This window comes from Microcoleus sp. N9_B4 (assembly GCF_036701635.1).
Lineage (GTDB): Bacteria > Cyanobacteriota > Cyanobacteriia > Cyanobacteriales > Microcoleaceae > Microcoleus.
In genome coordinates this window covers 62,404-87,598 of sequence record NZ_JAUBRC010000014.1, presented here as the reverse complement: position 1 = coordinate 87,598, position 25,195 = coordinate 62,404, and the positions used below count along the sequence as shown (strand labels likewise).

Below are 25,195 nucleotides of genomic sequence, written 5' to 3'. Positions count from 1 at the left end.
CCGAAAAATCTCTCTAAATCTTTAGATTTAGGAGGGAAGAGGGGGAAATTGGAATATCTAAGATTAATTTTGTGACTGCGATCGCAGACTTAAAACGAGATCGTCACAACATTAAAGGGGTCGCTGTCACACAGTTTGCCTCAAAACATCACCTTGTGTGCTATGCCAGCGTCACTATTAATTGTCGGAGAACGAGAGATGATATAAGCATCGAATTCAGGGAACGTCTCATGTTTTTAGTTCAACTTCTCCCCGGCGCTATTTCCGAAATGCTTGCCTCTGTTACGGATACGGGTTGTTTGACTTTAGCCGATCGCTACGGCTTGATGGCCGCTGTTTTGGACGACTCTCTCGACGATGAATGCAGACATTCGATCAACCGCCTGCTGCGTTCTGTTCTTAAGGGAAGAGTCAAGATTGTCAACGAACTGTCGGCGATATATTAACAGGATTTAAAAATTTGATTGATTTATGCAGCGCTTCAAGTGCAGAAACCACCGGCCGAGTTAGAAGGAACCCACGATGCCTGCAGCGGATGTAGGGCAGGAAGTTGATTGGGTGTTCTAAAAACGTGCGATCGTTCTTGCCGTATGATTTTTTTTGATTCTCCAATTCTCGCTTTGTGCGGCACTTACAGAAAAAGTGCTGATTTACAGTTTTGACGCTCAATTGAGAGCCTGTTGGGTTGAACGCTGATGGTAAAATGAGTAAAACTGCTGTGCGCGATCGGCAGTTGAGGAGTTTGAGGAATGAAGTCATCCCAACCAACGTAATTATAATTATTAGACATCTCCAGCAAAGCCTGTCTTGAACAGGGAGGATGCCTGTTCCACAATAATTATTGGAGAGGTATATTGAACAGGGCTGGAGATGACAGGCAAGTTATGAAAATTATTAATCAAACAATCGAAATATTAACAGAAGCAGGCATCGGCATCTACAACATCATGCCCCTTTTTGTCAAAATTCATTGGTAATTGATAAAAAATCAATTAAGTCGATCGGCGGGAAAAAACAATAATATCTTGTAGGGGCCGGTAAAGCCTGGATCTTGACTCGCCGGCAGTTTATTGCTGGACTCAACCGCCTAAACCTGGTAGTCCGTTTATTTTTACCTATACAGGACTGACGCAGACAGACTATATACTCTGCATAAGTCCTATATTTAGTTACTGGCATTGGTTGGGTGTTTTAAGCAATCTATTTAACATGATGCAATTGCCCGACCCAACTTTAGCAAAATTTTAAGAAATTCGGCCGGAAGGTATGATTTACTAAAAATTAAGAATAGTCCATCGATCAGACTGAACAATTTAACAATGATTCCCAGGGAGCATTTATGAAATCCATTGCTAAAAACAGCATCCACTGGACTTACTCAGTGGCTATTTTCTGTGCCCTTTTCGCAATACAGCAACAAAAAGCTACAGCAGCAACGCTATCTAACGGGTGGAATTATGCGATCGATTCCTTCAACGACGGCGTGACAGGGCCCCAAATCGGCGGCGGGGAATTTGAATTTTATGGCATCGCCATCAAAGAAACATCAGATACAGCTTTTATCGCCATCAATTCTAATCTAAGTTTAGCAGGATATGCCGACCCACTAGCTCAAAGAGGCAACATCAACTACGGCGATTTATTCTTCAATTTTTCCAGTCAAAACTTTAATACAGCTAACGCAAACGGCAGCTTGTTTGGTATCCGCTTTGCCGAAGGAAATGACTCCAGCGTGGCGACAACAGGCGTTTACAGCAATGTTACAGCGAAAAACGTCAGCCAAACTAACTCTGGCTTTAGCAATTTAAACCAATTCAATACGGTAGTTGCATCTAAAGGCGGAACCCCGTCTATGGGAGATTTCTCTGCCACTGATCCCTACTTTGAACAAACAGGTGACTGGACGGTTCTCAACTCAATTGCTACGGGTACAAAAGTAGGAGAAATCAATTTTTTAACGCCAGCCACTTTGAGCGTGCTCGGTCTTAATTTCGCTCAGTTTAATGCAGTAGGTTCTCAAACAATCGGATTCAGTTTCAATAAATCCTCAATGCCTTCGGGGAACTATATTGCTAACTTTTTTGCCGAGTGCGCTAACGATGCGATCGCCATTCAAGGATCGTTTGAGGCTGTACCCGAACCTTCTACTTGGTTCGGTACTTTAGTAGGATTGAGCTTTTTAGGTATTGGCGCAGCAAAACTCAAAATTAAGCGCAAGATTTCCTAAGTTAGGTAGGGTGTGCATTAAGTACATTACTAATAGCTGTTATACACACCTTACTAATAGGCGTAGTGCCTCACAAATTGCTAACAGTAGAGTAGATTATGGATAGATAAAATGCGCCCAAACATTCCCATCTGGCCCAGCAACTTGATTGACATAACTGTAGGGATACATCAACTTTCTCCCCTCAGTATCGCTGTAACCAGTGAGTGCATTTCCCCAAGGATCTTGCACTATATAACCCTGAGAATTGTAGCCAATTACAGTAAGAATGTGACCGGCCGCAGTAAAATCTCCAGCTAAAACTACTGGTCGCCGATTCAGCAATTCCGATCGCACATCGGCCCATTGGCGAGTCGTACTAAAACTCGTCTTAAACCCGTAGGCCTGAATCAGCGCCGAAAGCACACTGTGATCCGTTTGAGAACCCTGGCCGGCATAGTCGAAACACCACTGCAACAACTCATCCTCCAACTGTCCGCCCCACTCAGAACGAAGGCCATAATAATAAAGCACCATGGCGATCGAAGTTACGTTGCAAGTAGACCAGTTAAAACGCGGATTGTCCCGCTGCGAAAAATACGGCACGTTCAATTCCACATTGTTCGGAACCGGATCGAAAATTTTATCTCCCCGCTTGAACTGAACAAAACTAGGAAAAACATAACCTGTATTGCCAAAATTCGGCAGTTCTTCAGTCAGGGAAACTTTCAGGTGAGATCCTTCCGCACCGTAGCTGTTCACGCCGTAAACTCGACCTAAAGGCAGCGTAGTTTTCTCGCTACTGCTCAGGCTAGCAGAATCTACCGGCCGTTTTTTAAACACAGTTGCTTGCAGGATTGTCATCGTCAAAGCATCCGGGTCAAAGGGAACTTCTTTGCCGTCTTTTTTAATTTTAACGTCCTGCCAATAAATAAATCCGATATTGCCGAAACCGGGAATAGATTCGGCTAGAGTTACTCGGAAATGCCCCAAAATGCAGGCATAACCAGTAATGGCATAGGTAGTCCCTAAAAGTAGGTCAGCAACTTGATTTGCAGGCAGTTTCGATGAATCTTCGGGTTTAGCTTTAATCTGAGTTGTTTGAGTTACCAACAGTTGAGCGCTGACGTTGCTATTCGGTACGTCAGCCAGGTTAAATTTTAGGATTTGAGTACCTTTTGCCAACTGAACGTCGGGTTCATAAAAATAGCCAAAAGTGCCGATCGGCCAAATTGCTGAATCCAGAACCACCTTGAGATGCCCGTCAATAAATCCGTATTTGCTAACGGCCAAAGTCTGGCCTGCTTTGACAAAAACTTTTTGCTGATTGTTGAGCCGGGAAGAATCAAGGGGAGCCACCTTAAACAAAGTGTCAGAAACTATCTTTAAGGTCAAACCTCGTCCGACAGTTAGCGGATCGGAAGTTACGGTAATGTAAATTATTTGGCTGCCAGTAACGTTGCCTTTGCTGTCAGTTGCCCGCAACCTGAGCCACCGAGCTCCCGCTATGCTAAATCCTTTAGACAAATTAACTTGCCAAGTGCTCGCTTCTTGGTTTAGCGTGACGCTTAGGGGAAATGTATCCTCAGCTATCACGTCAATTTTTGCTGCTTGTTGCCGATCAAAAGTACCCCGAAGGACGATCGGCTGATTTACTAAAACTTCTGACGGCCCTTGATAAGTTAAATTCACAGCGGGATTAAAAGATTTGCCACCGCGGCTGAATTGCACAAAATCGGGATAAATGAAACCTGTATTGCCAAATTGCGGCAAATTCTCGGTCAGCGAGACTTTAATGTGGCTTTGTTCGATCAAGAATCCGGCAATTCCGTAAATCATTCCCGCCGGCAAGGTAATTTTTTCTTGGGGTGGCAGGCTAGCGGCATTTATCGGCCGCTTTTTAAACACAGTCGTTTTGATTACAGTCATCGTAACCGCATTTCTATCATACTCAATTCCCCTCCCGTCTCGCAAAATTTGGACGTGCTGCCAGTACAGAAATCCCGAAGTTCCTAAGTTAGGAACTGCCTGAGCAAAAGCGACTCGGAAATGGTTTTCCACGCAAGCGTAGCCGAGAAGATTGAAAGTTTCTCCTGGGTTAAATAGTAATTTCTGAGTTGGGCCTAAAGTTCCCGAATCTGCGGGGGTGAACTTTAACCAGGTCTTTTTGATCACCCACATTAACTGCATTCCAGGCGGCGGGGTCGGCAACTCGGCGCGATCGAATATCAGAATTTTTGCGCCTTTGGTTATGAGTACGTGTTTTTCGTAGAAAAAACCAGAGGTTCCCACCGGAGGAATTGGATTATTTAGTTGAATATTCAGGTGACCGTCTTCTAACTCGTAGTCGATAACTTGATAAATTTTCCCGGCTGGTATGTCCGCTTTTTGCAGGTTGTTGAGATTGCTGGCGGGCAGTGTTCCGGCTTTGAATTTGGTATCGTTGAGAGTAATTAAAGTGAAAAATTGAGCAGGTGACACAGAAGCAGGATTAACTTTGATGTTAATTGTTTGTTGGCCGATAACTTTGCCGGTCTTATCAGTTGCCCTCACCTGCACTGTGCGAGTTCCTGTGCTATCGAATCCTTTTTCTAAACTGATGTTCCAAATGCCTCTAGAGAGATTTATCCCTACATTCAGGGCATTTGAGCCTTCTAATGCTGAAATCGCTGCCACTAGATTTTTGTCAAAAGTGCCAACTAAGACAGCGGCTCTATTGGCCTCAATTTCTCGTGGGCCTAAGTAACTCAAAATAATGTTGTTGGTTGTCATTATATATCCCTCTACCTACTTAGTTATTCAGCTAAAGCAAGGATAACTTCTGATTTTATCAAACACAATGACCTGAACCAGGACAAAATCGCCCCTAGATTTAGCCTACGGGCGGTTAATGCCTTTTCCAGTATAAGTTTTTAATTATTGGCGGAAGTTGCGTCACAAATCTAATACCATTTCTCTAAAATCGTGCAACACTCTTCGACCCCCCCTAGCCGCCCCTTGCTAAGGGGGGGGACAAGAATACTGTTGCATTCTTTTTTAAAATTGGTATAACTTTAGGCGTACAATAAGCACCTTAACCGAATATATGCCTGGTTGAGCGGATTTGTGCAGCAAGTTTTGAGAGAAGGAATTTAGTTCGAGTAGGTTGCTTCCCCCTGTACCCTTGACCCCTCATTTGCTGAGTCAATCGATTTTAGATTTTAGATTTTAGATTTTAGATTTTAGATTAAAGAATTGAAGCATTGACCCCACGGATGAATCCGGCGGCTTGTATCCTGGATGCTTTCGATCAGGAATTACGAAAAAAACCCGGTTCCTAGGAGAATATTGCCTATAACAACGAGGCATCTAGGAAGGAACCGGGTTTTTAGCCGTTTGGTGCGTGCAGGAGTGTTAGTGCGATCGGCTAAACTTCGACTAAACTATGGTGACGAGAATATCTTGAGCGTGAGAGTCAACTTTCAGATTTTCTCCTTCATAAACCTGAATAATTTTGCCGGTACCATCGATGACGAAGGTGACGCGCTTGGCATAATCGCCTTTCTCGACATCATAAGCCTTGGTAATCGTGCCATCAACATCTGCTAATAGCTGGAAAGGCAAACCATATTTTTCTGTGAACTTTTGGTGCGATTCCTCGTTGTCTCGGCTGACACCGAGAACTACTATATCTTTGCCTTTGTATTCTTCATGGGCTGCTTTGAAGCTTTGGGCTTGTCTGGTGCAGCCTGGGGTGTCATCTTTGGGGTAGAAATACAAGATTACGGTTTTACCGGCGAATTCGGAGAGAGAGACGGTGTTGCCGTTGGTGTCTTTGGCGGTAAATTGAGGAGCGGCACAGCCAATTGGTAATGTCATAGTTTGATTTCTCTTGTTTGGTTTTTATTGCAGTTCCTCAAGTTATTTTACTTGGTTCTGTGCCTTTTCAAGAGACAATTGCTAAAAATCGCGTGAAGCGAAGCTATCCCGCTCTTAATCGCCCCCAACTCCATGACGTTAAGCTTTACTGCATTTAACTTGCACCTCAGACGCGGGCTAAGAGTGCCTGTTACACGCATAGTTTCAATACTGAGATCTTGCACCTTTGTCAATAATCCTTTTTTGAACAGGCAAGATGCCTGTTCCACAAAGAGTAGATTTTCTTGTGGAACAGGCATCTTGCCTGTTCAGCGAGAATACTGCAAGATGTGAGAATAGACATCTGCTAAAAAGCAGATGTCTAATTGAATGTTCGCGGGTTCTACACACCAACCGGTTGACCAGCAGCGGGCATCATAGACGGATCGATCGCAATTCCTAAACCTTCTGCAACTTGGCGGCCGTAATTCGGATCGGCGCGGAAGAAATGGCACAATTGGCGCATCTGAATCTCCGGTTTTGCTGCACTCAAACTTTCCACAATGTTAGCGACAAGCCGCTGCTGTGCGTCGGGTTTCATCAAGCGATAGAGGTCTCCTGCTTGGGTGTAATCGTCATTGCCCTTACGGTGATCGTAGCGATCGACTTTGACATTTCCTAAGTCCCAAGCTGGGTCAGCATAGACCGAGTTTTGCTTCGGCGCGTCCTCGTGGCTGTTGGGTTCGTAGTTGGGCCCGCTACCACCGTTGTTACCCGGTGCCATTGCGCCATCCCGTTGATAGTGCATCACCGGACACTTTGGTTGATTGACGGGCAATTGCTGATAGTTTGCACCGAGACGGTAGCGTTGAGCATCTGCATAAGACATGATGCGAGATTGCAGCACTTTGTCGGGAGAGAAGCTAATACCTGGAACGACATTAGAAGGAGAAAATGCCGCCTGTTCTACCTCCGCAAAAAAGTTTTGTGGATTGCGATTGAGTTCAAGAATTCCCACGTCAATTAACGGAAACTCTGAGTGCTTCCACACTTTTGTCAAGTCAAAGGGGTTTTCGCGATACTCTGCGGCTTGGGCCTCGGTCATTACTTGAATGCAAAACCGCCACTTGGGATAATTACCTTGGTCGATCGCCTCAAACAAGTCGCGAGTCGCATGATCGGGGTCTTCGCCTTTGATCTGCGTCGCTTCTTCGGCGGTGAAATTGTCAATACCTTGCATGGTTTTGAAGTGGAATTTGCACCAAACCCGTTCTCCTTGAGCATTGATGAGGCTGAACGTATGGCTGCCAAAACCGTCCATGTGGCGGTGGTTTTTCGGCGTACCGCGATCGGAAAACAGAATAGTTATCTGATGCAAAGCTTCTGGACTCAGGGACCAGAAATCCCACTTCGCGTCAGCATCTTTGAGATGCGTTTGGGGATGGCGCTTTTGCGTGTGGATCAAATCAGGGAATTTGAGCGGATCGCGGATGAAGAAAACAGGCGTGTTGTTGCCTACTAAATCCCAGTTTCCTTCTTCGGTGTAGAACTTCATCGAAAAACCTCTGGGGTCCCGTTCGGCATCCGCTGAACCTTGTTCGCCGCCTACTGTAGAGAAACGGAGGAGAACCTGAGTTTCTTTGCCAACTTCTGAGAATAGCTGAGCTTTGGTGTAGCGAGTAATGTCATGGGTGACGGTGAACGTGCCAAATGCAGCGGCTCCTTTGGCATGGACAACGCGCTCGGGAATGCGTTCCCGGTTGAAGTGAGCCAGTTTTTCCATCAGGTGAAAATCCTGCATGAGGATAGGCCCGCGTTCACCCGCAGTCAAGGAATTCTGGTTATCTGCAACCGGAATTCCGCTAGCGGTTGTCAATGTTTTGTCTTCTGTCATAGTGGGTAGATTGATTGCTCTATCCTAAGTATTCTATAGCTTGCTGGGAAAGAGGTCTATCTGCGGAGGTAATTCTCAGATGGGTGATTTTGTGTTAAATTATTAGTGTGTTTTTAAAATTTGCTGAGTCAATTCAAACTAATTTTTCAATAAAATATGATTGATTTATACACTGTAATTATCAGAAAAAGTGCTGACTATTGGGTTTCTTTGTGTTTAGAAAATGGATTGGTGGGACAAGGCAATACTCCCGAACAATCTATTGATAAACTAAAACAAGCTATAGAGTCATTTTCCGAAGTATATGAATCCGAGTCTGATGTTTATCTCAGTCCTATTTCTATTAATGAATTACACGAGTTTCTGACTTTAGAAGATGCAGCAGCTTCAGACATTTATGAACTTAGGAAAGTTTATACCTAAAAACCTTCCATCTTTAAAACCTAAAGCATTAATTAATATTTAAGAACAAAACGGATGTCAGTTTTACCGAGAGGGGAAAAAATATCATCGTTTGTATGTGCGTGAAATTGAAGGCAGAAAAAGGATTGTTACAATTGATATGGGTGCTGGGAAATGTCACCAGCTTATGTGTTGCGGATTTTCAGACAATTTGGGTTTACCGATCCAGAAATTGAAGGGATGATTAGTTAAGTCCGCATTAATATGCTGCCTGGTTGGCTGTTTCAAAATTTGGAGTAGTCATCTTTGCAACTCAGAAAAGCGATCGCCTAAAATGGTTTTTACAGCCAAACTCGTCTAACCTGTCCTAAAATAGAAGACACATCCTATATTAATTCCCTACCATGTCGATCGCCGTCATTAAAGAACATATCGAAATCACCCCAGGAATCTGTGGCGGAAAACCCCGTATCGCCGGACATCGCATCCGAGTTCAGGATATAGTTGTTTGGCACGAACAGATGGGAATGTCACCAGACGAAATTCTATATCACTATCCGAGTATTACTTTATCTGACATCTATGCAGCTTTAGCCTATTATCACGATCGTCGAGATGAAATTCGCTCGGCAATCGAAGCAGATGCAGAATTTGCCAGCCAATTGCAAGCTCAAACCCCATCGCTATTGCAACAAAAATTAAAAAATCGTCAACATGGCTAAGATAAAATTTCATCTAGACGAAAATATAACTCTTGCCATAGGAAATGGATTGCGAAGACGTGGAATTGATATCACTACAACTCCAGAAGAAGGAATGATCGGGCAATCTGATGAACAACAATTAGCATTTTCCCTGTCTCAAGAGCGAGTAATTTTTACCCAAGATACGGATTTTTTAAGACTGCATCATGCAGGTTTGTCTCACGCGGGTATTGTTTACTGTCCGCAAACCAGTAAATCGATAGGGGAAATTTTGCAATGATTAGTATTAATTTGGGAGGTAGTGAATGCTGAAGAAATGAACAATCATTTGGAGTATTTGTAAAAATAGGCGCTCGCCCAGCGACGATCAGCACTTGCAGCCTGAGTATTAATCATACGCCAGTTGGGACTCTGTTAAGCCTCTATCATAATTTAGGTAAATTTGTGAGAAATCTACTCTCTTGACTATAAATAGGTGATGATAAAAGTAGTAGCTACTCAAAAGTTCTCTCAATGACTTTTATTCCATCCGAAGCGTTTAAATCTATTAGTTATCCCGATCGCACTGTCAAAAGAGCCGATCGCGCCGTTCGCTGTTCCCCTTTTCAATTACACTTCTTCCAGACCATCCGCGATAACAGTGTTTTCCTAACTGCGATCGCCTCAAATTCCGGTGTCGAAAGCGGCTACACGCGATCGCCCGTATCCGAACTCGTAGCTGAAAACTCCCTGCTGTGGCTGATCCAAGTCGGCGTTTTGCGGCGGGAAGTAGACGGACAAGGGATTACCGACAGTTTTCGCCTCACGCCCCTGGGCCGCCAACTCGTGGAAAAATGGGAACAGGAAGGACAGGGAGTGCCGGCCGCGTCATTGTGCGATCGTATGGGAAATGCCGTTAGCCGCGGGTTGGGAGTATTTCTATGAGGGGTTTTCACTTGCCCTAGTCCGACAGTCCGACAGGGAATGAATTCCCTGTCTCATAGCGAAAGTCGGTTAAAACCGACTGCAAGTCTCAATTTAACTTGATGTTGAGTTTCGCATAAAACCGACTGCAAGTCTCAATTCAAATTGAGGTTGAGTGTCGCATTTCACCTTAATCAACCTCCTCAGTCCTCTTGCAGAGGACTTGCGCTATGAGACAGGGATTTCAATCCCTGTCGGACTCGCCGTCAAACGAGTTAGACCGCGATCGCACCATAGCAGTTTTTGAAGATCCGACAGGGAATGAATTCCCTGTCTCATAGCAAAAGTCGGTTAAAACCGACTGCAAGTGTCAATTCAATTCGATGTTGAGTTTCGCATAAAACCGACTGCAAGTCTCAATTTAACTCGATGTTGAGTTTCGCAATGCACGTTAATCAACCTCCTCAGTCCTCTTGCAGAGGACTTGCGCTATGAGACAGGGATTGAAATCCCTGTCGGACTCGCCGTCAAACGAGTTCAACCGCGATCGCACTTGAGTTTCTTAGAAGGACTGGGGTGTGTTTTCTTTCGCGGAGAATCCCACAAGCAAATTTATGCTTTTTTGTGGAACAGGCCGGAAAGCCTGTTCTTAAAAATAGTGCAAGATGTGAGTATAAATTAAATGCACCATCGCTTAACTAATACAAATTCAACTTAAACTGAATAAACACAATGGTTCAAACCCCGGCCAAATCTTTGACTCTCGATGAATTTCTCCAACTGTCGGAAACCAAACCCGCCAGCGAATTCATCGACGGTCAAATTATCCAGAAACCTATGCCCCAAGGAAAACACAGCACAATTCAAAGCGATTTGGGTGCGGACATCAACCGGGTACTCAAACCGCAACGCATCGCCCGCGCTTATCCAGAATTGCGCTGTACCTTTGGCGGTCGATCGACAGTACCCGATCTTGCAGTCTTTACCTGGGAACGCATTCTCCGCGATGAAAACGGCGAAGTAGCCAACTCTTTCGCCATCGCCCCCGACTGGACAATCGAAATTCTTTCCCCCGACCAAAGTCAAACTAAAGTCGTCCGCAACATTCTCTACAGTCTCGGCCACGGAACCGAGATGGGCTGGTTGATTGACCCGGAAGAAGAACTGGTATTTGTCTATTTTGCCGATCGCACCATAGCAGTTTTTGAAGAAGCGGGCGATCGCATCCCTGTTCCAACCTTTGCCCAATCCTTCAATCTGACTGTTGGTCAAATGTTCAGTTGGCTGACTGAGTAGCGCCACCTCGATTTATGAATGATTTAACCGCAGAGGGCGCAGAGGGCGCAGAGGAAGAGAAGAGAGAGCTCTCTACGGATTTGGTTCGATCAAATGTGCGGTCGATCGCCTATACTATAATTTCTGGTTGTCAGCACTTCAAGGACGAGAGAAAACAAAAGTTCTCAGTAGAAACTTAATTATGATTATTTAACCGGACTTGATATCATCTCTCAAATAACCGCTAACTACTAACAACTAACTACATAAAAAGTTTGTCAAAAATGGAAGCTAAATCTTACAAAGACACAGTAAACCTGCCCAAAACCAAGTTTGATATGCGCGCCAACGCCGTCAAACGGGAACCAGAATTGCAACAATTTTGGGCAGATCAAGAAATCTACGATCGCCTTTCGGAAAATAACCCAGGCGATTTGTTCATCCTCCACGACGGGCCCCCCTACGCCAACGGACAACTCCACATCGGCCACGCCCTCAACAAAATCCTTAAAGACTTTATCAACCGCTACCAAATGCTGCGCGGCAAAAAAGTCCGCTACGTTCCCGGTTGGGATTGTCACGGATTGCCGATCGAACTTAAAGTATTGCAGAACATGAAATCGGACGATCGGCTAAATCTTACCCCGATCGAACTCCGCCGCAAAGCCTCCGCCTTCGCGCAGCAAACAATGGAACAGCAGCGCGAATCCTTCCAGCGCTACGGCGTTTGGGGCGACTGGGAACACCCGTATTTAACCATGAAACCCGAATACGAAGCCGCTCAAATCGGCGTTTTCGGTCAAATGGTGCTCAAAGGCTACATCTACCGCGGCTTTAAACCTGTTCACTGGAGTCCGAGCTCGAAAACAGCCCTCGCCGAAGCCGAACTGGAATATCCCGAAGGCCACACGTCGCGCAGCATCTACGTGGGCTTCCATGTGAAAAAATTGTCAAAATCTTTGCAGTCGAAGCTCAAACGCTATATGCCGAGCCTCTGGGCGGCGATTTGGACGACTACCCCCTGGACAATTCCGGCAAACTTGGCGATCGCAGTCAATCCCGAACTGACTTATGCGGTGGTGGAACCGCCGGCAAATTCCCACATCGCGCAACAATTTATGTTAGTAGCTGTCGATGCGGTCGATCGGCTGTCGGCAACTTTTAACACTGAATTAAAAATACTTGCCACCTTCAAAGGCAAAGAATTAGAAGGTTGCATCTACAAACACCCGCTGTTCGATCGCGAAAGTCCGATCGTTGCCGGCGGCGACTACATTACCGCTGATTCCGGGACGGGATTAGTGCACACCGCACCGGGACACGGACAAGAAGACTTTATAGTAGGAAAACGCTGCGGTTTGCCAGTTTTAACACCCGTAGATGAAAACGGAAATTTCACCGCAGAAGCAGGACAGTTCGCAGGTTTAAATGTCCTCGGAAACGGCAATAGCGCGGTGATTGATGCCCTTGCCGAAGCAAATTGTTTGATTAAAGAGGAAAGTTACGCTCACTCTTATCCTTACGATTGGCGCACGAAAAAGCCGACTATTTTTCGGGCGACGGAACAGTGGTTTGCCTCCGTTGAAGGGTTCCGAGATGAAGCCTTAAAAGCGATCGCCGGTGTGAATTGGATTCCCGCCCAAGGGGAAAATCGGATTACTGCAATGGTGGGCGATCGATCCGATTGGTGTATTTCTCGCCAGCGGACTTGGGGCGTTCCGATTCCCGTATTTTACGATGAAGAAACCAACGAACCGCTGTTAAATGAAGAAACGATCGCCCATGTGCAAGCCATCTTTGCCGAGAAGGGTTCCGATGCTTGGTGGGAATTGTCGATCGCCGAATTACTCCCCGAATCTTACCGCAATAACGGCCGCACTTACCGCAAGGGAACCGACACGATGGATGTGTGGTTTGACTCGGGTTCTTCCTGGGCCGCAGTTGCCCAAGGGCGATCGGAATTAAACTATCCTGCTGATATCTATTTGGAAGGTTCAGACCAACACCGCGGCTGGTTTCAATCCAGCTTGCTGACCAGTGTAGCAACTAACGGCGTTGCTCCTTACAAAACAGTTTTGACTCACGGTTTTGTGCTGGATGAAAAAGGCCGGAAGCAGAGCAAATCTGAAGGCAATGTCGTCGATCCGGCAGTCGTAATTAAGGAATATGGAGCCGATGTTTTGCGGTTGTGGGTGTCTTCGGTAGACTATTCAGCCGATGTGCCTTTGGGCAAAAACATTCTCAAACAGCAGTCGGATGTTTACCGCAAGATTCGCAATACAGCTAAGTTTTTGCTGGGCAATTTGCATGACTTCGATCCGGCAAAAGATGCCGTTGCTTACGAGGAATTGCCGGAACTCGACCGCTATATGCTGCATAGAATGGGCGAAGTTTTTGCGGAAGTCCAAGATGCTTTTGACAGCTTCCAATTTTCCCGATTTTTCCAAACTGTGCAGAATTTCTGCACGGTAGATCTATCGAATTTTTACTTGGATATTGCCAAAGACCGACTTTACATCAGCGCGACAGATACCCGTCGCCGCCGCAGTTGTCAGACGGTGATTGCCATTGCTGTGGAGAATTTAGCAAGGGCGATCGCACCTGTTTTGTGTCACATGGCTGAGGATATTTGGCAGTACCTTCCCTATCCGACTCCGTACAAGTCGGTGTTTGAAGCCGGCTGGGTGCAAATTGATGCTTCATGGCACAATCCAGAATTGGCTACTCGCTGGCAGTATTTGCGACAAGTGCGCGGCGAAGTTAACAAGGTTTTGGAACAAGCCAGGATTGAAAAGGCGATCGGTTCTTCTTTGGAAGCTAAGGTTTTATTGTACGTTCCCGATGTCGAAAAAAGACAGCAATTGGAAGCTTTGAATCCCAGCAGCGAAGAATTGGTGGATTATGTGCGATCGCAAAATTCCGTCATCGAGTTAGCAGCAGAGGAGAAAGCAAAAGCAGCACAAGATAAACAGGAAGAACAAGCGGCAAAAGTTGCCAAACTCTTGACAGAAAAGACAATTTATGTAGAGGAGGCAACGATAGAAAAGGGCGATCAACCTTCTCAGATAGTAGAGTATTCTGTCCCTGAACTGTCGGCTTCAGATTCGCAGCCAATCTTAGATCAAGCCGCCGAGTTTGTAGCTAATTTGCCTGAATACGCGGGCAACTTTTTTACAGAATACCAACAAGTTTTGGTAACACTTGGGCTGTTAGCCTCTGTGTTAGTAACGGGCAGAGTAACGCTGGCGATTTTGGATACGATGAATCAGATTCCGATGTTGGGAGGCCTCTTTGAAGTCATCGGCATCTTATTTACAATCTGGTTTGCTTTCCGTCACTTGCTGTTTGCCGCCAACCGTCAACAACTGGCAGAACAAATTGATTTCCTGACAGCAGATGTGGTGGGCCGGAGTACAGCGCTTGTACTTGCAGAAACAAAGGCGATCGTCCTCGCACCGGCATTAGATACAGCGCTTGTGCTTGTAGAAACAGAGGCGATCGCACAAACAGCCCCAGCCGAAAAAGTGTTTGTAGAAACACCCCAAATCCCGCAAGCAGAATTAGTTGCGATCGAACCCAAACCAGAAATTCCTGCTGAAATAGCTGCAGGGCACGATTCTACAATGACCGGCAACGGTGTAGACGAACTGCGGTATTTGTTCATTACTTCGGAAGTGGAACTGGTAGAATCGAATGCAATTCTGCAGGAATTGCCGTACAGTTATCAGTCTCCTGAGTTGGCGATTGGTGTAGTGAAAGCAGACGGGGAAAAGTGCGATCGTTGCTGGAATTACTCGACTCACGTCGGAGAGTCGATCGAACATCCGCTAATTTGCGAACGCTGCGTTTCAGCAGTAGACGGCAAATTCTAACGTAGGCTGCGCTTCGGGAAAAATTCTTGAGTTTGTGGTTGCCACATTCACCCCGAAGCGCACCTTACAATAACTTCATTTGCTTATTTCTGATTAAAAAAACGGCAGACGATTTCACCAGGGTTGTTTTGTCCAAACGCCAAAACAGTTCCATCTTTCTTAACTGTAGTGCGATCGCGGCAATTGTAGACTTCTAGAGGCTGTTTCACTCCATCAACACTCAGAATTACCCTGTATTCCCAATAATTTTTTGCACTGCGTTTGATATCTACAATACAAATCTCGCGCCCTTGATAATTGCGGCATACAGATGCCTCAGCAGGAAGCGCCACCGAGAAAAAAGATATTAATAGCAAAAAGTAGCAAACACATTTCATCATCTGCGATCGCATTTTCCTTTACGCTACTCCGAATCCAGTATGCGGACGCTTGTAAGGTGGATGTAACCCCAACACAATATCCTCCTCAGACACTCCCATCTCTACAAATTCCCGTGCAAGATCCACTTCGGTCATATTGCGCTGAATCCAAATTTTGCTATCCTTAATATCCAAATGAATGAAACAGTTGTATATCCGCTTTAGCCCCTCCCAGCCAACATCTAGTAACTGATAGTGGTCATGTTCCCCATCAAAAACAAGTTGGCATTCAACGTCTGAATTAGGCTTTTCTATCGTTGCTTGTTGAGTGAGCAATTTGCGGATACACTGGCGGTAATGTTCTACTCTTTCCATTCCACAATTACCTCCTTTTGCGGATCGTAAACGACGAGTTTAAGTTGATACACATTGACCGCTTCTTGTATAAATGGCTCTTGAAAAAACGAGTCAAAAGTATCAAAGGGTACTGCTAGATACAGTGTTCTGTCCGGTTCTTTGATTTGTAAGGCAAGCCGATAATTCAAAAATTGACCCAAGGCGAGATGAAAGTCAGTAATTGCAGAGTTCTTGAGGAAGCTTTTAATTTCAACAGCAATTTTTTGCCCTAATTTTTCCGCCGCCAAAATCTTCTCTGCGGCTAAATCAATCTCAAACTTAACACCCTGAATTTTGACGATCAGCGGATCTGCGGTGATTTCCCACTCCTCCTTCTGAAGCGCTTTTTTTACAGCATCGTGAAATAAATCTCTAGCAGCCATTTCTCCCTCATACAGCTTCTATATCTATCTTATAGCGAAAGCGCGCAAGCTGCTGCGAGCGCCCTCAAGTCGCGACATCATAAGATAGCTGAACCATACCAGAACTGTATGTCTGACATCCAGTTAACTGCAAAGCTGTAGTATTTATGGGATTAACAAATAAAGGAATTCCCTCGCCTAAAATAAGCGGATGAACCGAGAGAATCACTTCGTTGACAAAGTTTTGATTCAGGAAATCGCGAATCAGCAGAGCACCTCCCACCAACCAAATATTCTTGCCGTCAAGCAAGCGCAAATCATTGACAAAACTCTCTAAATCTGTTACCACTTCGACATCCGAAGTGGCTTGAAAATCTAGATTTTTCGTAAAAACATAACTCTTTTTTTCCTGGTACGGGTACTCGCCAAAAGTTAGAACTTGTTCGTAAGTCTTTCGACCCATGAGAACCGTATCGATGCTATCTAAGAATTTACTATAACCGTAATTTTGGTCTGTAAACAGCCAGTCAATATCGCCATTCGATCGCGCGATATAACCGTCCAAACTAGATGCAATGAATAGTACAATTTTACGCATGGCACAACCCAGGTTTTTGGAATGATTGGGGCGATGATCCCCCAATTACCTTAATTTTAAATGATTTAGTGTCGTGACGGTAGCTTGAGTTCGATACCCAGCTTTTGACCGACATCGATCGCCGTATTAGCAAAATCAGTCATGCCTGCGATCGGAATTGCGATCGCAGTACCCGCCGCTACAATAGCTGTTAAGCTTTTCTTTAATCTGGTTTTATTCCATTGGCTTTCCGGTTTTTTGATTTCGGCTTCGACATCTTCAATATCAATAATTATCTCATCGCGGATGTCTTCGGGAAACTGATCGGCGGTGTCACGCATCGATGAAATCAGTTTCAAAAGTTCCGTAGTATTGGCGTTATTATTTTGCACTGATTGATTGCCGCCAACTTCGGCGCTGTTCGACGAACCGCCGATATTGCCGGAAAAGTTAGCACCTTGAAAAGCACCTTGAAAGTTGTTGGTTTCAGAAGAATTTTGAGTCATTTTTGCTTCGGCTTTATTAATAATTGGTCTACTAACAGCTAGTTTAGCGATATCTACAAGGTCGTCATATTCTCTTCCGTATTTTTCATCGCCCATTTGGTTTCTGCGCCGACGTTCGATCGACTCATAGCCATCCAGCAACTGCCGCAAATCGAGTTTGAGTTTAAGTTTGCCGACACGCACTGTATTCTCGCCCATATCCTCCAGCCCTAGCAATTCATCATAATCCAGCGGATCGGCATCGGGATAACCGGGAACCGGCACCCATTGACTGATTTCCAGATTGGCAAAAGAATTGTGGATTTTGGTAAACGTATCGCGAATCATACTGAGGAAAGAACGCCGCGTCGATTCCCGCCCGCTAACGGCAATAAAGATTTTCTCATCTTCCGGGTCAGATTTGATCCGGGCGATGTTGTACACCTCAGCGCCTTCGCGGTACTCCAGCATAACCCCCGTCCGCCAGTGGGTGCAGTTGTGGATTTTCTCGTGCATGAGGACGATGAACCGCGAGAGGATGCTGTCGGGGAGGATGCGGTAGTGATATTGAAATTCCAGGGTTTCGCCTTGGAGTTTGGTGTTTTGCGGTTCCTCTTTGGGCAAAATGCCGGGGATGAGGAAAGTCGGCGGGCAATTGCTGACGGGGAAGCAGAGTTCAAATTCCTCCATCAACCCGGTGAGGCAGTGGTAACGCTGGCTGGGATATTTATTTGAGTCCAGGATGCGGCTGAGGTCGGCGTAGGAGAGAATACCTTTGGTTTTGACTTTGAGTGCGTCGTCGCTGAGGAGGGCATAGATGCCTTCTGTCACCCAGTGGGGATTGAGGATGTTGGTGGATTGCAGGATGGGGTGTTCGCGGAAGTTGAGGACAATGCCCAGGTTGTGCAGCAGTCCGATCAGTTGGGTTTGGTCGGTTTCTTCAAAGATGTTTTCTTTGGCGCAGATGGTGGCGTATTCGCTGATGCTGATGATGTCTTTGTCGAGGTTTTCCAGGCGCTGCTTGACTTGGAACCAGCTTAGGGGCAAAAGATCGTAGACTTCTTTGAGTTCGGAGATTTCCGTGTGGATGGCGCTGCGGAGTTCGTCGATGCCGGTTCCCCTTTCGCAGGAGGTTTCGATAATGGCTTTGATGTTGGGATATTTGTCGCGCAAGGCTTTGCGGTTGAGATCCAGGGGTTGTTCGTCGCATTTGTTGCCGACGAGGATGACGGGGGAGGCGTCGCCGAAGCTTTCGATCAGTTTCAGCCAGTATTCGAGGCGGTTTTCGTCTTCGCTGGTGCGGCAGTTGCACACGAGGAGGTAAAGGCTGCGTTTGGTAAGGAAAAATTGGTGGGTGGCGTGGTAGATTTCTTGTCCGCCGAAGTCCCAGACGTTGAGTTTGACTGGTTTGGTGTTGACTGTAATTTTCCAGTCTGTGATGTTTAATCCGTCGGTTTGGGGTTCGTTGGGGTTGTATTGGTTGTGGGTGAGGCGGTTGATCAGGGAGGTTTTGCCGACACTTCCTTGCCCGACGAGGAGGACTTTGGCTTCGTTGAGGGGGAGGACTTCGCCGCTGCGGAGTTGGCGGAGGTAGTTGAAAATGGCGGCGGGAGTACCGGGTTCTTCTCTCAGGTTGGCAGGCCCTAGAACTTCTGGAGAAATGGGCAGGGGATTGCTGCGGAGGTCGAGTTTTTCAAGTTTTGCTAGTGTTTCTAAGCATTCGGGAATCTTTTCAATCTGATTGTTTTTGAGGTCAAGTTGTTTCAGATTGGACAGTTGGGCGATCGCCTCTGGAATTTGAGTAATCTGATTGTTCCAAAGGTAAAGGCGTCTTATATTGGGCAGTTTAACTATCCAATCAGGAATTTGGGTAATTTGATTATTACTGAGGAAAAGCTCTGTTAGATTGGACAGTTGCCCAATCGCATCTGGGATTTGGCTAATATGATTTCCAAACAGGGCAAGCGTTGTCAGATTGGACAGTTGCCCAATCGCATCTGGGATTGGACTAATCTGATTATCACCGAGGAAAAGCCCTCTCAGATTGGATAATTGAGCGATCACTTCGGGGATGGAGGTAATCTGATTGAAATTGAGTTGAAGATATGTCAGATTGGATAATTGAGCGATCGCCTCTGGGATTTGGGTAATCTGATTCCTATGGAGGTTAAGTTCTGTCAGTTTGGAGAGTTGACAGAGTGCATCTGGGATTTGTGTAATCTGATTGCTACTGAGGTCAAGCCTTGTCAGATTTGGCAGTTGGACAAGCGCTTCGTAAAGCTTTGCTAACGCATCTGGAATTTGTGCGATCTGATTGTCACTGAGATTAAGCTTTGTCAGATTAGACAGTTGCCCGATCACCTCTGGGATGGAAGTAATCTGATTGTCACTGAGATTAAGCTTTGTCAGATTACACAGTTGCCCGATCACCTCTGGGATGGAAGTAATCTGATTGTCACTGAGATTAAGCTTTGTCAGATTCGACAATTGCCCGATCGCCTCTGGGATGACCGTAATCTGATTCCTACTGAGGTCAAGTATTTTTAAGTTAGTTAATTGCAGAACAACATCAGGAAACTCAGTTAACTTATTCCCAAGCAATTGTTCTTTCTCATGATCCACCTTCCCCAACACCAACGTCTCAAGCTGGGTACACTTGCCAATCTCCGGCGGCAATTCCTCCAAGTCCAGCCCCGACAAATCGAGTTCCGTCAATTTTTCCTCGGCTGCTTGGTCAATTCGCCGCACTGCTTCCTCTCGCGTCATGCCCTTTGTCTCTCGGTAGGATTCATTTTATTGTGACAGGAATTTTCGCTTGGTGGGGGGGAATTATCGCCCGTACTCTTGAACCACAAAAACCGGATGACTCAACCCAGGCTGATTCTGCTTTTTGATGCGAATCAGGCGATCGAACAGCGAATCAACATCCTGAAGATAGGCATGAAGAATAGTAACTTGTCCCAAGTAATCTCGATCGTCTTTACACACAATAATTCCTGCATGATGTTCACCGCGACGGTGTAGCGCCACAAAATCATCGCGATTGAAGCTAATTACCGCCCGATTTTGTTCAGTAGCAAATCGGAGAACCTCGTCATCAGGAATCCCTTGATTCGCTTGACCAGCATCATAGGAAGTTAAAACATCACAGTCAAGGCTACGCAATTGCTCGACCATTGCGATCGGGAAATTTTCATTAGAATACAGCCTCACCCTTTTAATCATCGGTTTGATGAGAAACAATAATGCGATCGATTTGTTCCCGGTGGCGATCGTAATAACGCCAAGCATTCTCTAAATCGCGATCCGACAAACCTGGATAATTCCGAAGTAACTCAGCCTCATCAGCCCCCTGTTGGTGAAGCGAAACCAGTGTCCAAACAGGAATGCGGGTGTTGCGAATTCGGGCATTTCCTCCACAGACTCCAGGCGTACTCTGAATCGCCCTAGCTGAGAGTTTTTCTTGAAACAGCAAACTCTCTTCAGGTGTCAGCGACTCAATGACTTGAATTAAGGAGTCAACCAACTGAATGTTCATAGCTGGTAATTTACGGAATATACAATAGTGCGATCGCTCAAACTATCATAGCAAATTTCCCCAACACCAACCTCTCAAGCGGAGCGCACTTGCCAATCTGTGGCGGCAATTTCTCCAACCCGGCCAAATCCAATTCTGTCTGGCCTTCATCTGCGGCTTTGTCGATAAACTGCAACAACTCCTTTGGCGTCATATCCTTTATCTCTCGGTAGTCTTCATTTTATTGTGACAGGATCAGATAAACTGGGTTTCCAAGGTCTGGGTGTGATACCTACTTACTTAAACTTTAGCTAATCTAAATATAAACACATAATAAACCTCAATCTGATGTTTTTTACCAACAGATGACAAAGGGTGATAAGCTGGGGATAGAAAGTTATTTGTTTATGAATCAAATTAAACGTGTTGCCATAGTGGGAGGAACCCACGGAAACGAACTCACAGGAATTTACCTCGTGAAGAAATTCGATCGCGCGCCAGAGTTAATTGGGCGATCGACTTTTGAAACAATCACCCTGCTAGCCAATCCCAAAGCTTGCGAAATCGGGACACGCTACATCGATATCGACCTCAACCGCTGCTTTAGAAAGCAAGATTTAGAAAATCCCCATCTCTCCAGCTATGAAGCACAGCGGGCGAAAGAAATCTACGGCATTTTTAGCTCAAAAAATACTCATCAGCCCAACGTAATTATCGATTTGCACAGCACCACCTCCAACATGGGGCTAACATTTATTCTCGCCAGCCATCATCCATTTAACATCCAACTAGCAGCTTATTTAACCTCAGTGTATCCCCACCTCAAGGTACTCGCTTCTACAATCAAGAATCATGATAGTCCTTTGCTGCGATCGCTTTCCGAATTAGGCGGTACGCTCGAAGTGGGTGCAGTCCCGCAAGGCGTATTAGATGCGTCTTTATTTCAGCAAACTGAGCAAGTTTTAGGCACAATATTAGACGGCGTAGAAGCCTACAATCAAGGCACAATGCCTGCTGCAAAGAATCCCCTGACTATTTATCACACCATTGGGGCGATCGACTATCCCAGAAACGAGAACAGAGAAATTCAGGCAATGATTCATCCTCACCTGCAATCCAGAGATTATGAAGCCCTGAATCCCGGCGATCCGATGTTTTTGACCTTTGATGGTGAGTCGGTATTGTATGAAGGTAAATCAACCGTTTATCCCATTTTCATTAACGAGGCTGCTTACTACGAAAAAGAAATTGCCATGTGTTTTACTCAAAAGCAAATAGTTGTTAGTCATTAGTCATTAGTCATTAGTCATTAGTCATTAGTTATTAGTTATTTCTTGAGAGGGTTCTGGTGACAAAAACTCCTCTTTAGAAGCCGTAGTTAAAGAACGCAAGTCCTTCCATACTTCCAAACTGAGAATACAGGCAATCAGCCACACCAAACCAGCCGTATAACCAGCAATAATATCTGTCGGCCAGTGAACTCCTAGGTAAAGCCGGCTCAAACCAATAGCAACAATTAATACAACTGTCAAGCTGTAAATTGACCAGCGCTGCTTGGGAAAGCGTGCACCCAAGAAATATCCTAGCAAACCGTAAATAACCATTGAAATCATTGCGTGTCCGCTAGGAAAACTGTAAAATGTTACATTAACAACGCGCTCCCAAAGTTGAGGTCGATCGCGGGCAAAAAGTTTTTTTAACAGTAAATTTAAACCGATCGCTCCCCCAGCCGCGAGCGCAATAGTTGCAGATTCCGAGCGGTGATTGCGTGCTAGCAAAACAATACCCAAAGTCAGACAAATCACTAGCAGCAACTTCGGCTCGCCCAAAAAAGTAAAGCCCAGCATTATTTGATCGCGCAGCGGAGTGTGCAATTGCCTCAGAGCTAGTAAAATAGAGGTATCGAAAGCGTAACTTTCTTTTTCCAACACCTCTTCGGCAATAGTGGCAAATCCCCACATCGCCAAAGCCGCAACCGCAAGCCCGGCAAGCCGAATTATCGAAATGAGCGATCGAATTTTAGAACCCATTCTTGAACTCATTAAAAATTTAAAATTTCTCACTCAAAATAATACAACAAAGATAGGAAACGAAAACGCCTTACCCATCGTCTAGATTCTTGAGCAACTCTATTCTGAATGATTAATTGATTTTTCACTACCCACCTCAGCTTTTACATCCCATCGGCGAATGACTATACTCTCCACAAAATACATTTCTGCAATTTTGTTGACCTTGGGGTTGACAAGTCTTTCTAGCTGTGCTAACCAAACGGGAGTCAATGCGCCGATCGCCGAAGCCCACACGATCGCCCAGCGTCTCGTTTCTTCCGCAGTCGCCCAAAAGCCCAACAACCCGCAATTCGGTAAGCCGATCGACTGTACCCTAGGCAAAGACTGTTTTGTATTGCTGTATTTCGATCGAGAACCCGGCCCCGCCGCCGTCGATTTTGGCTGCGGGCGTCAAACCTACGACGGGCACGACGGCACAGACTTTGCCATTCCCGACGCCAAAGCAATGGCAAAAGGAGTGCCAGTTATTGCCTCCGCTGCCGGCAAAGTTTTGCGAGCACGAGATGGTGTGGTCGATCGGCGTTTACAGAACGATACAGACAAAGCCAACATCGCAGGCACAGAATGCGGCAACGGCATGGTAATCGACCACGGCGGTGGTTGGGAAGCCCAATACTGTCACCTCCGCAAAGGCAGCGTTGCCGTCAAACCGGGTACGCAGGTACAAAAAGGCACTGTTTTGGGCATGGTGGGAAACTCTGGGATGGCATCTTTCCCCCACGTACACGTAACTTTTCGCTATCAAGGCAAAGCGGTAGATCCGTTTGTCGGGCCCGACGCCAAGGTAGGCTGCAACACCGCCCGCAATCCAATTTGGGACAAGCCTCTAGACTATATTTCCACAGGTTTAATTAGGGCCGGTTTTGCCAATAAGCCACCCGATATCAACGCTGTCTGGGAAGGACAATTTTCCGAGACTCAACTCCCTGCAAACAGTCCAGCTTTGTTGTTTTGGGTGCAAAGTTACGGAGTGCTCAAGGGCGATCGCGAACAATACAAATTAGTTGCACCCAACGGCACAACCATTGCCGATCAGACCAATGAAATTAAAGCCCCCAGCCGCACTTGGTTGGGTTATGTTGGCAAAAGAAACAGTACAAATTCTCCTCTGACTCCCGGAGTTTGGCGGGCCGAATATCGGTTGATGCGGGGCGATCGAGTTTTGGCAGAAGTCAAGCGAGAAGTTGAGTTGCGTTAGTCCGTTGACTGTTGACTGTTGACTGTTGACTGTTGGCAGTATTTAATCCGTGTAGCCGTGTCAAAATCACTCTCTTTCTTCTTCTTTCTTCCCTCTTCCTTCTTCCCTCTTCCTTCTTCCTTCTTCCTTCTTCCCTCTTCCTTCTTCCTTCTTCCCTCTTCCTTCTTCCTTCCGAAGATTATTTCAGCAGCCAGCCAAATAATTCTCCGACACTCAACCGCAGTTCGTTAGCGAAGGACGGCACAGGTAGCAGCATTTCTGGTTCATCAAATACTGCTGTCTGTTGCTGGGGAACATAAACAAAAACGCATTGTTCGTCGGGATCGATCAGCCAGCCCATTTGAGTTTGATGATTTAAGCAGTGCAGAATATTTTTAGTAACTTTAGTTTGACTTTGGTCTGGCGACAAAATCTCAATTGTCCAATCAGGAGCTATGGGAAAGACATTAGCAATTTCGCCGTTATCATCGGCGGGAATTCTGTTCCAGACAAATACTGAAACATCAGGCACTGTTGACCTTCCGCCAAAGGTACACCGGAGTTCTGGAAATGCTCGTGCAACTTTTTTGGGTTTTAATATAGCGTTAATGAAAATAATTAGTTCGCATTGAGTCGCACTGTGTTTCCCCTGTGGCATGGGCTTCTGAATAATTTGATTATCAATGTATTCGCTGGCAGGTTTGGTTTCGGGTAGTTGGAGAAACTCTTCTAAAGTTAAGGATTTTAATCTTGTTTGTACCATTTTAAGTTCACCTCTAATGAAGTAGATCTTTTAGCCGCAGTCTAGTAATCAGGCAAATTGTTCCAAGCTTGAGCCACAATGTCGCTCAGCCATAGCCTCTGAGCAAAATCGAGCAGATTGTCGTCGGCGAGTACCTCAGCCTTCAATTCATCCAAAGACTGAGATCGCGATCGAGCTATTTGAATCACACCCGCGATCGCCGACGCCACCAATTCTTCATTCAGCGGCTGCTGTCGCAAAGCAATCATTTCTTGAGGATTCGTAGGAATGGGATAATTCATAGAAGTGCATACCAAAGGGAGTAGATGTTCAGCCGCTGTGGGGCTTCCGGCGAATCAGCTAAAAATCTGAGAACACTGTAAACTTATTTAAAACTAAATAAGTATTCGGGAGT

The 25,195-nt window shown here is 45.7% G+C and carries 25 protein-coding genes; 10 read left to right on the top strand and 15 right to left on the bottom strand.

Annotated elements, in window-relative coordinates; genetic code table 11:
• The first annotated feature begins 230 nt into the window (after positions 1 to 230).
• Positions 231 to 446 carry a hypothetical protein gene (locus tag QUA43_RS11895; protein ID WP_333374055.1) on the top strand — a complete coding sequence of 72 codons (216 nt, stop codon included), beginning with the start codon at positions 231 to 233 and terminating at the stop codon, positions 444 to 446.
• 185 nt (positions 447 to 631) lie between these two features.
• Here the strand turns inward: QUA43_RS11895 and QUA43_RS11890 are convergent, their stop codons facing one another.
• Positions 632 to 790, bottom strand: coding sequence for a hypothetical protein (locus QUA43_RS11890; RefSeq protein ID WP_333374054.1), 159 nt, complete (start codon positions 788 to 790; stop codon positions 632 to 634).
• A 549-nt stretch (positions 791 to 1,339) separates the two neighbouring features.
• Here QUA43_RS11890 and QUA43_RS11885 point away from each other — a divergent pair.
• Positions 1,340 to 2,227: a PEP-CTERM sorting domain-containing protein gene (locus QUA43_RS11885; protein WP_333374052.1), complete on the top strand. Its 888-nt coding sequence runs from the start codon at positions 1,340 to 1,342 to the stop codon at positions 2,225 to 2,227.
• 96 nt (positions 2,228 to 2,323) lie between these two features.
• Here the strand turns inward: QUA43_RS11885 and QUA43_RS11880 are convergent, their stop codons facing one another.
• From QUA43_RS11880 to QUA43_RS11870, 3 genes are all read right to left on the bottom strand, one after another.
• Complete coding sequence (locus tag QUA43_RS11880; RefSeq protein WP_333374051.1) at positions 2,324 to 4,978, bottom strand: C39 family peptidase; 2,655 nt, start codon at positions 4,976 to 4,978, stop codon at positions 2,324 to 2,326.
• A 645-nt stretch (positions 4,979 to 5,623) separates the two neighbouring features.
• Entirely contained in the window at positions 5,624 to 6,064 is a 441-nt protein-coding gene (locus tag QUA43_RS11875; RefSeq protein WP_333374049.1) for a peroxiredoxin, read from the bottom strand.
• Positions 6,065 to 6,446: 382 nt separating this feature from the next.
• Complete coding sequence (locus tag QUA43_RS11870) at positions 6,447 to 7,937, bottom strand: catalase (protein ID WP_333374048.1); 1,491 nt, start codon at positions 7,935 to 7,937, stop codon at positions 6,447 to 6,449.
• A gap of 156 nt (positions 7,938 to 8,093) precedes the next feature.
• Between QUA43_RS11870 and QUA43_RS11865 the strand changes: the two genes are divergently transcribed.
• The 6 genes from QUA43_RS11865 to ileS all read left to right on the top strand — a co-directional run bounded on the left by QUA43_RS11865 (position 8,094) and on the right by ileS (position 15,093).
• Complete coding sequence (locus QUA43_RS11865; protein WP_333374047.1) at positions 8,094 to 8,360, top strand: type II toxin-antitoxin system HicB family antitoxin; 267 nt, start codon at positions 8,094 to 8,096, stop codon at positions 8,358 to 8,360.
• A gap of 383 nt (positions 8,361 to 8,743) precedes the next feature.
• Complete coding sequence (locus QUA43_RS11860; protein WP_333374046.1) at positions 8,744 to 9,061, top strand: DUF433 domain-containing protein; 318 nt, start codon at positions 8,744 to 8,746, stop codon at positions 9,059 to 9,061.
• Positions 9,054 to 9,323, top strand: a complete 270-nt coding sequence (locus QUA43_RS11855; RefSeq protein ID WP_333374044.1) for a DUF5615 family PIN-like protein — start codon at positions 9,054 to 9,056, stop codon at positions 9,321 to 9,323. The genes QUA43_RS11860 and QUA43_RS11855 overlap by 8 nt, the downstream gene beginning before the upstream one ends.
• 233 nt (positions 9,324 to 9,556) lie before the next feature.
• Positions 9,557 to 9,967 carry an Npun_F0494 family protein gene (locus QUA43_RS11850; RefSeq protein ID WP_190732852.1) on the top strand — a complete coding sequence of 137 codons (411 nt, stop codon included), beginning with the start codon at positions 9,557 to 9,559 and terminating at the stop codon, positions 9,965 to 9,967.
• 711 nt (positions 9,968 to 10,678) lie between these two features.
• Positions 10,679 to 11,242 carry a Uma2 family endonuclease gene (locus QUA43_RS11845; protein ID WP_333374042.1) on the top strand — a complete coding sequence of 188 codons (564 nt, stop codon included), beginning with the start codon at positions 10,679 to 10,681 and terminating at the stop codon, positions 11,240 to 11,242.
• Between the two features lie 263 nt (positions 11,243 to 11,505).
• Positions 11,506 to 15,093, top strand: coding sequence for an isoleucine--tRNA ligase (gene ileS / locus QUA43_RS11840; RefSeq protein ID WP_333374040.1), 3,588 nt, complete (start codon positions 11,506 to 11,508; stop codon positions 15,091 to 15,093).
• 83 nt (positions 15,094 to 15,176) lie between these two features.
• Here the strand turns inward: ileS and QUA43_RS11835 are convergent, their stop codons facing one another.
• From QUA43_RS11835 to QUA43_RS11800, 8 genes are all read right to left on the bottom strand, one after another.
• Positions 15,177 to 15,473, bottom strand: coding sequence for a hypothetical protein (locus QUA43_RS11835; RefSeq protein ID WP_333374038.1), 297 nt, complete (start codon positions 15,471 to 15,473; stop codon positions 15,177 to 15,179).
• Between the two features lie 18 nt (positions 15,474 to 15,491).
• Positions 15,492 to 15,827, bottom strand: a complete 336-nt coding sequence (locus QUA43_RS11830; RefSeq protein WP_333323902.1) for a XisI protein — start codon at positions 15,825 to 15,827, stop codon at positions 15,492 to 15,494.
• The gene (locus QUA43_RS11825; protein WP_333323900.1) at positions 15,815 to 16,231 is read right to left on the bottom strand and encodes a XisH family protein; all 417 of its coding nucleotides are present in this window, start codon (positions 16,229 to 16,231) and stop codon (positions 15,815 to 15,817) included. Before QUA43_RS11825 ends, QUA43_RS11830 begins: the two co-directional genes overlap by 13 nt.
• A gap of 64 nt (positions 16,232 to 16,295) precedes the next feature.
• The gene (locus QUA43_RS11820) at positions 16,296 to 16,808 is read right to left on the bottom strand and encodes a dihydrofolate reductase family protein (RefSeq protein ID WP_333374037.1); all 513 of its coding nucleotides are present in this window, start codon (positions 16,806 to 16,808) and stop codon (positions 16,296 to 16,298) included.
• Positions 16,809 to 16,873: 65 nt separating this feature from the next.
• On the bottom strand, positions 16,874 to 20,038 hold the full coding sequence (locus QUA43_RS11815) for a leucine-rich repeat domain-containing protein (RefSeq protein WP_333374035.1): 3,165 nt from the start codon (positions 20,036 to 20,038) through the stop codon (positions 16,874 to 16,876).
• Between the two features lie 63 nt (positions 20,039 to 20,101).
• Complete coding sequence (locus QUA43_RS11810; protein WP_333374033.1) at positions 20,102 to 20,563, bottom strand: DUF5615 family PIN-like protein; 462 nt, start codon at positions 20,561 to 20,563, stop codon at positions 20,102 to 20,104.
• Positions 20,490 to 20,810 carry a DUF433 domain-containing protein gene (locus QUA43_RS11805; RefSeq protein WP_333374032.1) on the bottom strand — a complete coding sequence of 107 codons (321 nt, stop codon included), beginning with the start codon at positions 20,808 to 20,810 and terminating at the stop codon, positions 20,490 to 20,492. Before QUA43_RS11805 ends, QUA43_RS11810 begins: the two co-directional genes overlap by 74 nt.
• A 37-nt stretch (positions 20,811 to 20,847) precedes the next feature.
• Entirely contained in the window at positions 20,848 to 21,003 is a 156-nt protein-coding gene (locus QUA43_RS11800) for a hypothetical protein (RefSeq protein WP_333374031.1), read from the bottom strand.
• Between the two features lie 193 nt (positions 21,004 to 21,196).
• On the opposite strand from QUA43_RS11800, the gene QUA43_RS11795 reads away from it, so the two are divergent.
• Entirely contained in the window at positions 21,197 to 22,081 is an 885-nt protein-coding gene (locus QUA43_RS11795) for an aspartoacylase (protein ID WP_333374029.1), read from the top strand.
• A gap of 24 nt (positions 22,082 to 22,105) precedes the next feature.
• Here the strand turns inward: QUA43_RS11795 and QUA43_RS11790 are convergent, their stop codons facing one another.
• Positions 22,106 to 22,819 carry a phosphatase PAP2 family protein gene (locus QUA43_RS11790; RefSeq protein ID WP_333374027.1) on the bottom strand — a complete coding sequence of 238 codons (714 nt, stop codon included), beginning with the start codon at positions 22,817 to 22,819 and terminating at the stop codon, positions 22,106 to 22,108.
• 160 nt (positions 22,820 to 22,979) lie between these two features.
• Between QUA43_RS11790 and QUA43_RS11785 the strand changes: the two genes are divergently transcribed.
• Positions 22,980 to 24,059: a M23 family metallopeptidase gene (locus QUA43_RS11785; protein ID WP_333374025.1), complete on the top strand. Its 1,080-nt coding sequence runs from the start codon at positions 22,980 to 22,982 to the stop codon at positions 24,057 to 24,059.
• A gap of 178 nt (positions 24,060 to 24,237) precedes the next feature.
• Here QUA43_RS11785 and QUA43_RS11780 read toward each other — a convergent pair whose 3' ends face one another.
• Positions 24,238 to 24,801: a Uma2 family endonuclease gene (locus tag QUA43_RS11780; protein ID WP_333126507.1), complete on the bottom strand. Its 564-nt coding sequence runs from the start codon at positions 24,799 to 24,801 to the stop codon at positions 24,238 to 24,240.
• A 41-nt stretch (positions 24,802 to 24,842) separates the two neighbouring features.
• Complete coding sequence (locus QUA43_RS11775) at positions 24,843 to 25,082, bottom strand: hypothetical protein (RefSeq protein ID WP_333057703.1); 240 nt, start codon at positions 25,080 to 25,082, stop codon at positions 24,843 to 24,845.
• Between the last annotated feature and the right edge of the window lie 113 nt (positions 25,083 to 25,195).

Coding starts and splice junctions, on each gene's coding strand:
- QUA43_RS11895 (WP_333374055.1), top strand. CDS start 231: ATGTTTTTAGTTCAACTTCTCCCCGGCGCTATTTCCGAAATGCTTGCC.
- QUA43_RS11890 (WP_333374054.1), bottom strand. CDS start 790: ATGTCTAATAATTATAATTACGTTGGTTGGGATGACTTCATTCCTCAA.
- QUA43_RS11885 (WP_333374052.1), top strand. CDS start 1,340: ATGAAATCCATTGCTAAAAACAGCATCCACTGGACTTACTCAGTGGCT.
- QUA43_RS11880 (WP_333374051.1), bottom strand. CDS start 4,978: ATGACAACCAACAACATTATTTTGAGTTACTTAGGCCCACGAGAAATT.
- QUA43_RS11875 (WP_333374049.1), bottom strand. CDS start 6,064: ATGACATTACCAATTGGCTGTGCCGCTCCTCAATTTACCGCCAAAGAC.
- QUA43_RS11870 (WP_333374048.1), bottom strand. CDS start 7,937: ATGACAGAAGACAAAACATTGACAACCGCTAGCGGAATTCCGGTTGCA.
- QUA43_RS11865 (WP_333374047.1), top strand. CDS start 8,094: ATGATTGATTTATACACTGTAATTATCAGAAAAAGTGCTGACTATTGG.
- QUA43_RS11860 (WP_333374046.1), top strand. CDS start 8,744: ATGTCGATCGCCGTCATTAAAGAACATATCGAAATCACCCCAGGAATC.
- QUA43_RS11855 (WP_333374044.1), top strand. CDS start 9,054: ATGGCTAAGATAAAATTTCATCTAGACGAAAATATAACTCTTGCCATA.
- QUA43_RS11850 (WP_190732852.1), top strand. CDS start 9,557: ATGACTTTTATTCCATCCGAAGCGTTTAAATCTATTAGTTATCCCGAT.
- QUA43_RS11845 (WP_333374042.1), top strand. CDS start 10,679: ATGGTTCAAACCCCGGCCAAATCTTTGACTCTCGATGAATTTCTCCAA.
- ileS (WP_333374040.1), top strand. CDS start 11,506: ATGGAAGCTAAATCTTACAAAGACACAGTAAACCTGCCCAAAACCAAG.
- QUA43_RS11835 (WP_333374038.1), bottom strand. CDS start 15,473: ATGATGAAATGTGTTTGCTACTTTTTGCTATTAATATCTTTTTTCTCG.
- QUA43_RS11830 (WP_333323902.1), bottom strand. CDS start 15,827: ATGGAAAGAGTAGAACATTACCGCCAGTGTATCCGCAAATTGCTCACT.
- QUA43_RS11825 (WP_333323900.1), bottom strand. CDS start 16,231: ATGGCTGCTAGAGATTTATTTCACGATGCTGTAAAAAAAGCGCTTCAG.
- QUA43_RS11820 (WP_333374037.1), bottom strand. CDS start 16,808: ATGCGTAAAATTGTACTATTCATTGCATCTAGTTTGGACGGTTATATC.
- QUA43_RS11815 (WP_333374035.1), bottom strand. CDS start 20,038: ATGACGCGAGAGGAAGCAGTGCGGCGAATTGACCAAGCAGCCGAGGAA.
- QUA43_RS11810 (WP_333374033.1), bottom strand. CDS start 20,563: ATGCTTGGCGTTATTACGATCGCCACCGGGAACAAATCGATCGCATTA.
- QUA43_RS11805 (WP_333374032.1), bottom strand. CDS start 20,810: ATGAACATTCAGTTGGTTGACTCCTTAATTCAAGTCATTGAGTCGCTG.
- QUA43_RS11800 (WP_333374031.1), bottom strand. CDS start 21,003: ATGACGCCAAAGGAGTTGTTGCAGTTTATCGACAAAGCCGCAGATGAA.
- QUA43_RS11795 (WP_333374029.1), top strand. CDS start 21,197: ATGAATCAAATTAAACGTGTTGCCATAGTGGGAGGAACCCACGGAAAC.
- QUA43_RS11790 (WP_333374027.1), bottom strand. CDS start 22,819: ATGGGTTCTAAAATTCGATCGCTCATTTCGATAATTCGGCTTGCCGGG.
- QUA43_RS11785 (WP_333374025.1), top strand. CDS start 22,980: ATGACTATACTCTCCACAAAATACATTTCTGCAATTTTGTTGACCTTG.
- QUA43_RS11780 (WP_333126507.1), bottom strand. CDS start 24,801: ATGGTACAAACAAGATTAAAATCCTTAACTTTAGAAGAGTTTCTCCAA.
- QUA43_RS11775 (WP_333057703.1), bottom strand. CDS start 25,082: ATGAATTATCCCATTCCTACGAATCCTCAAGAAATGATTGCTTTGCGA.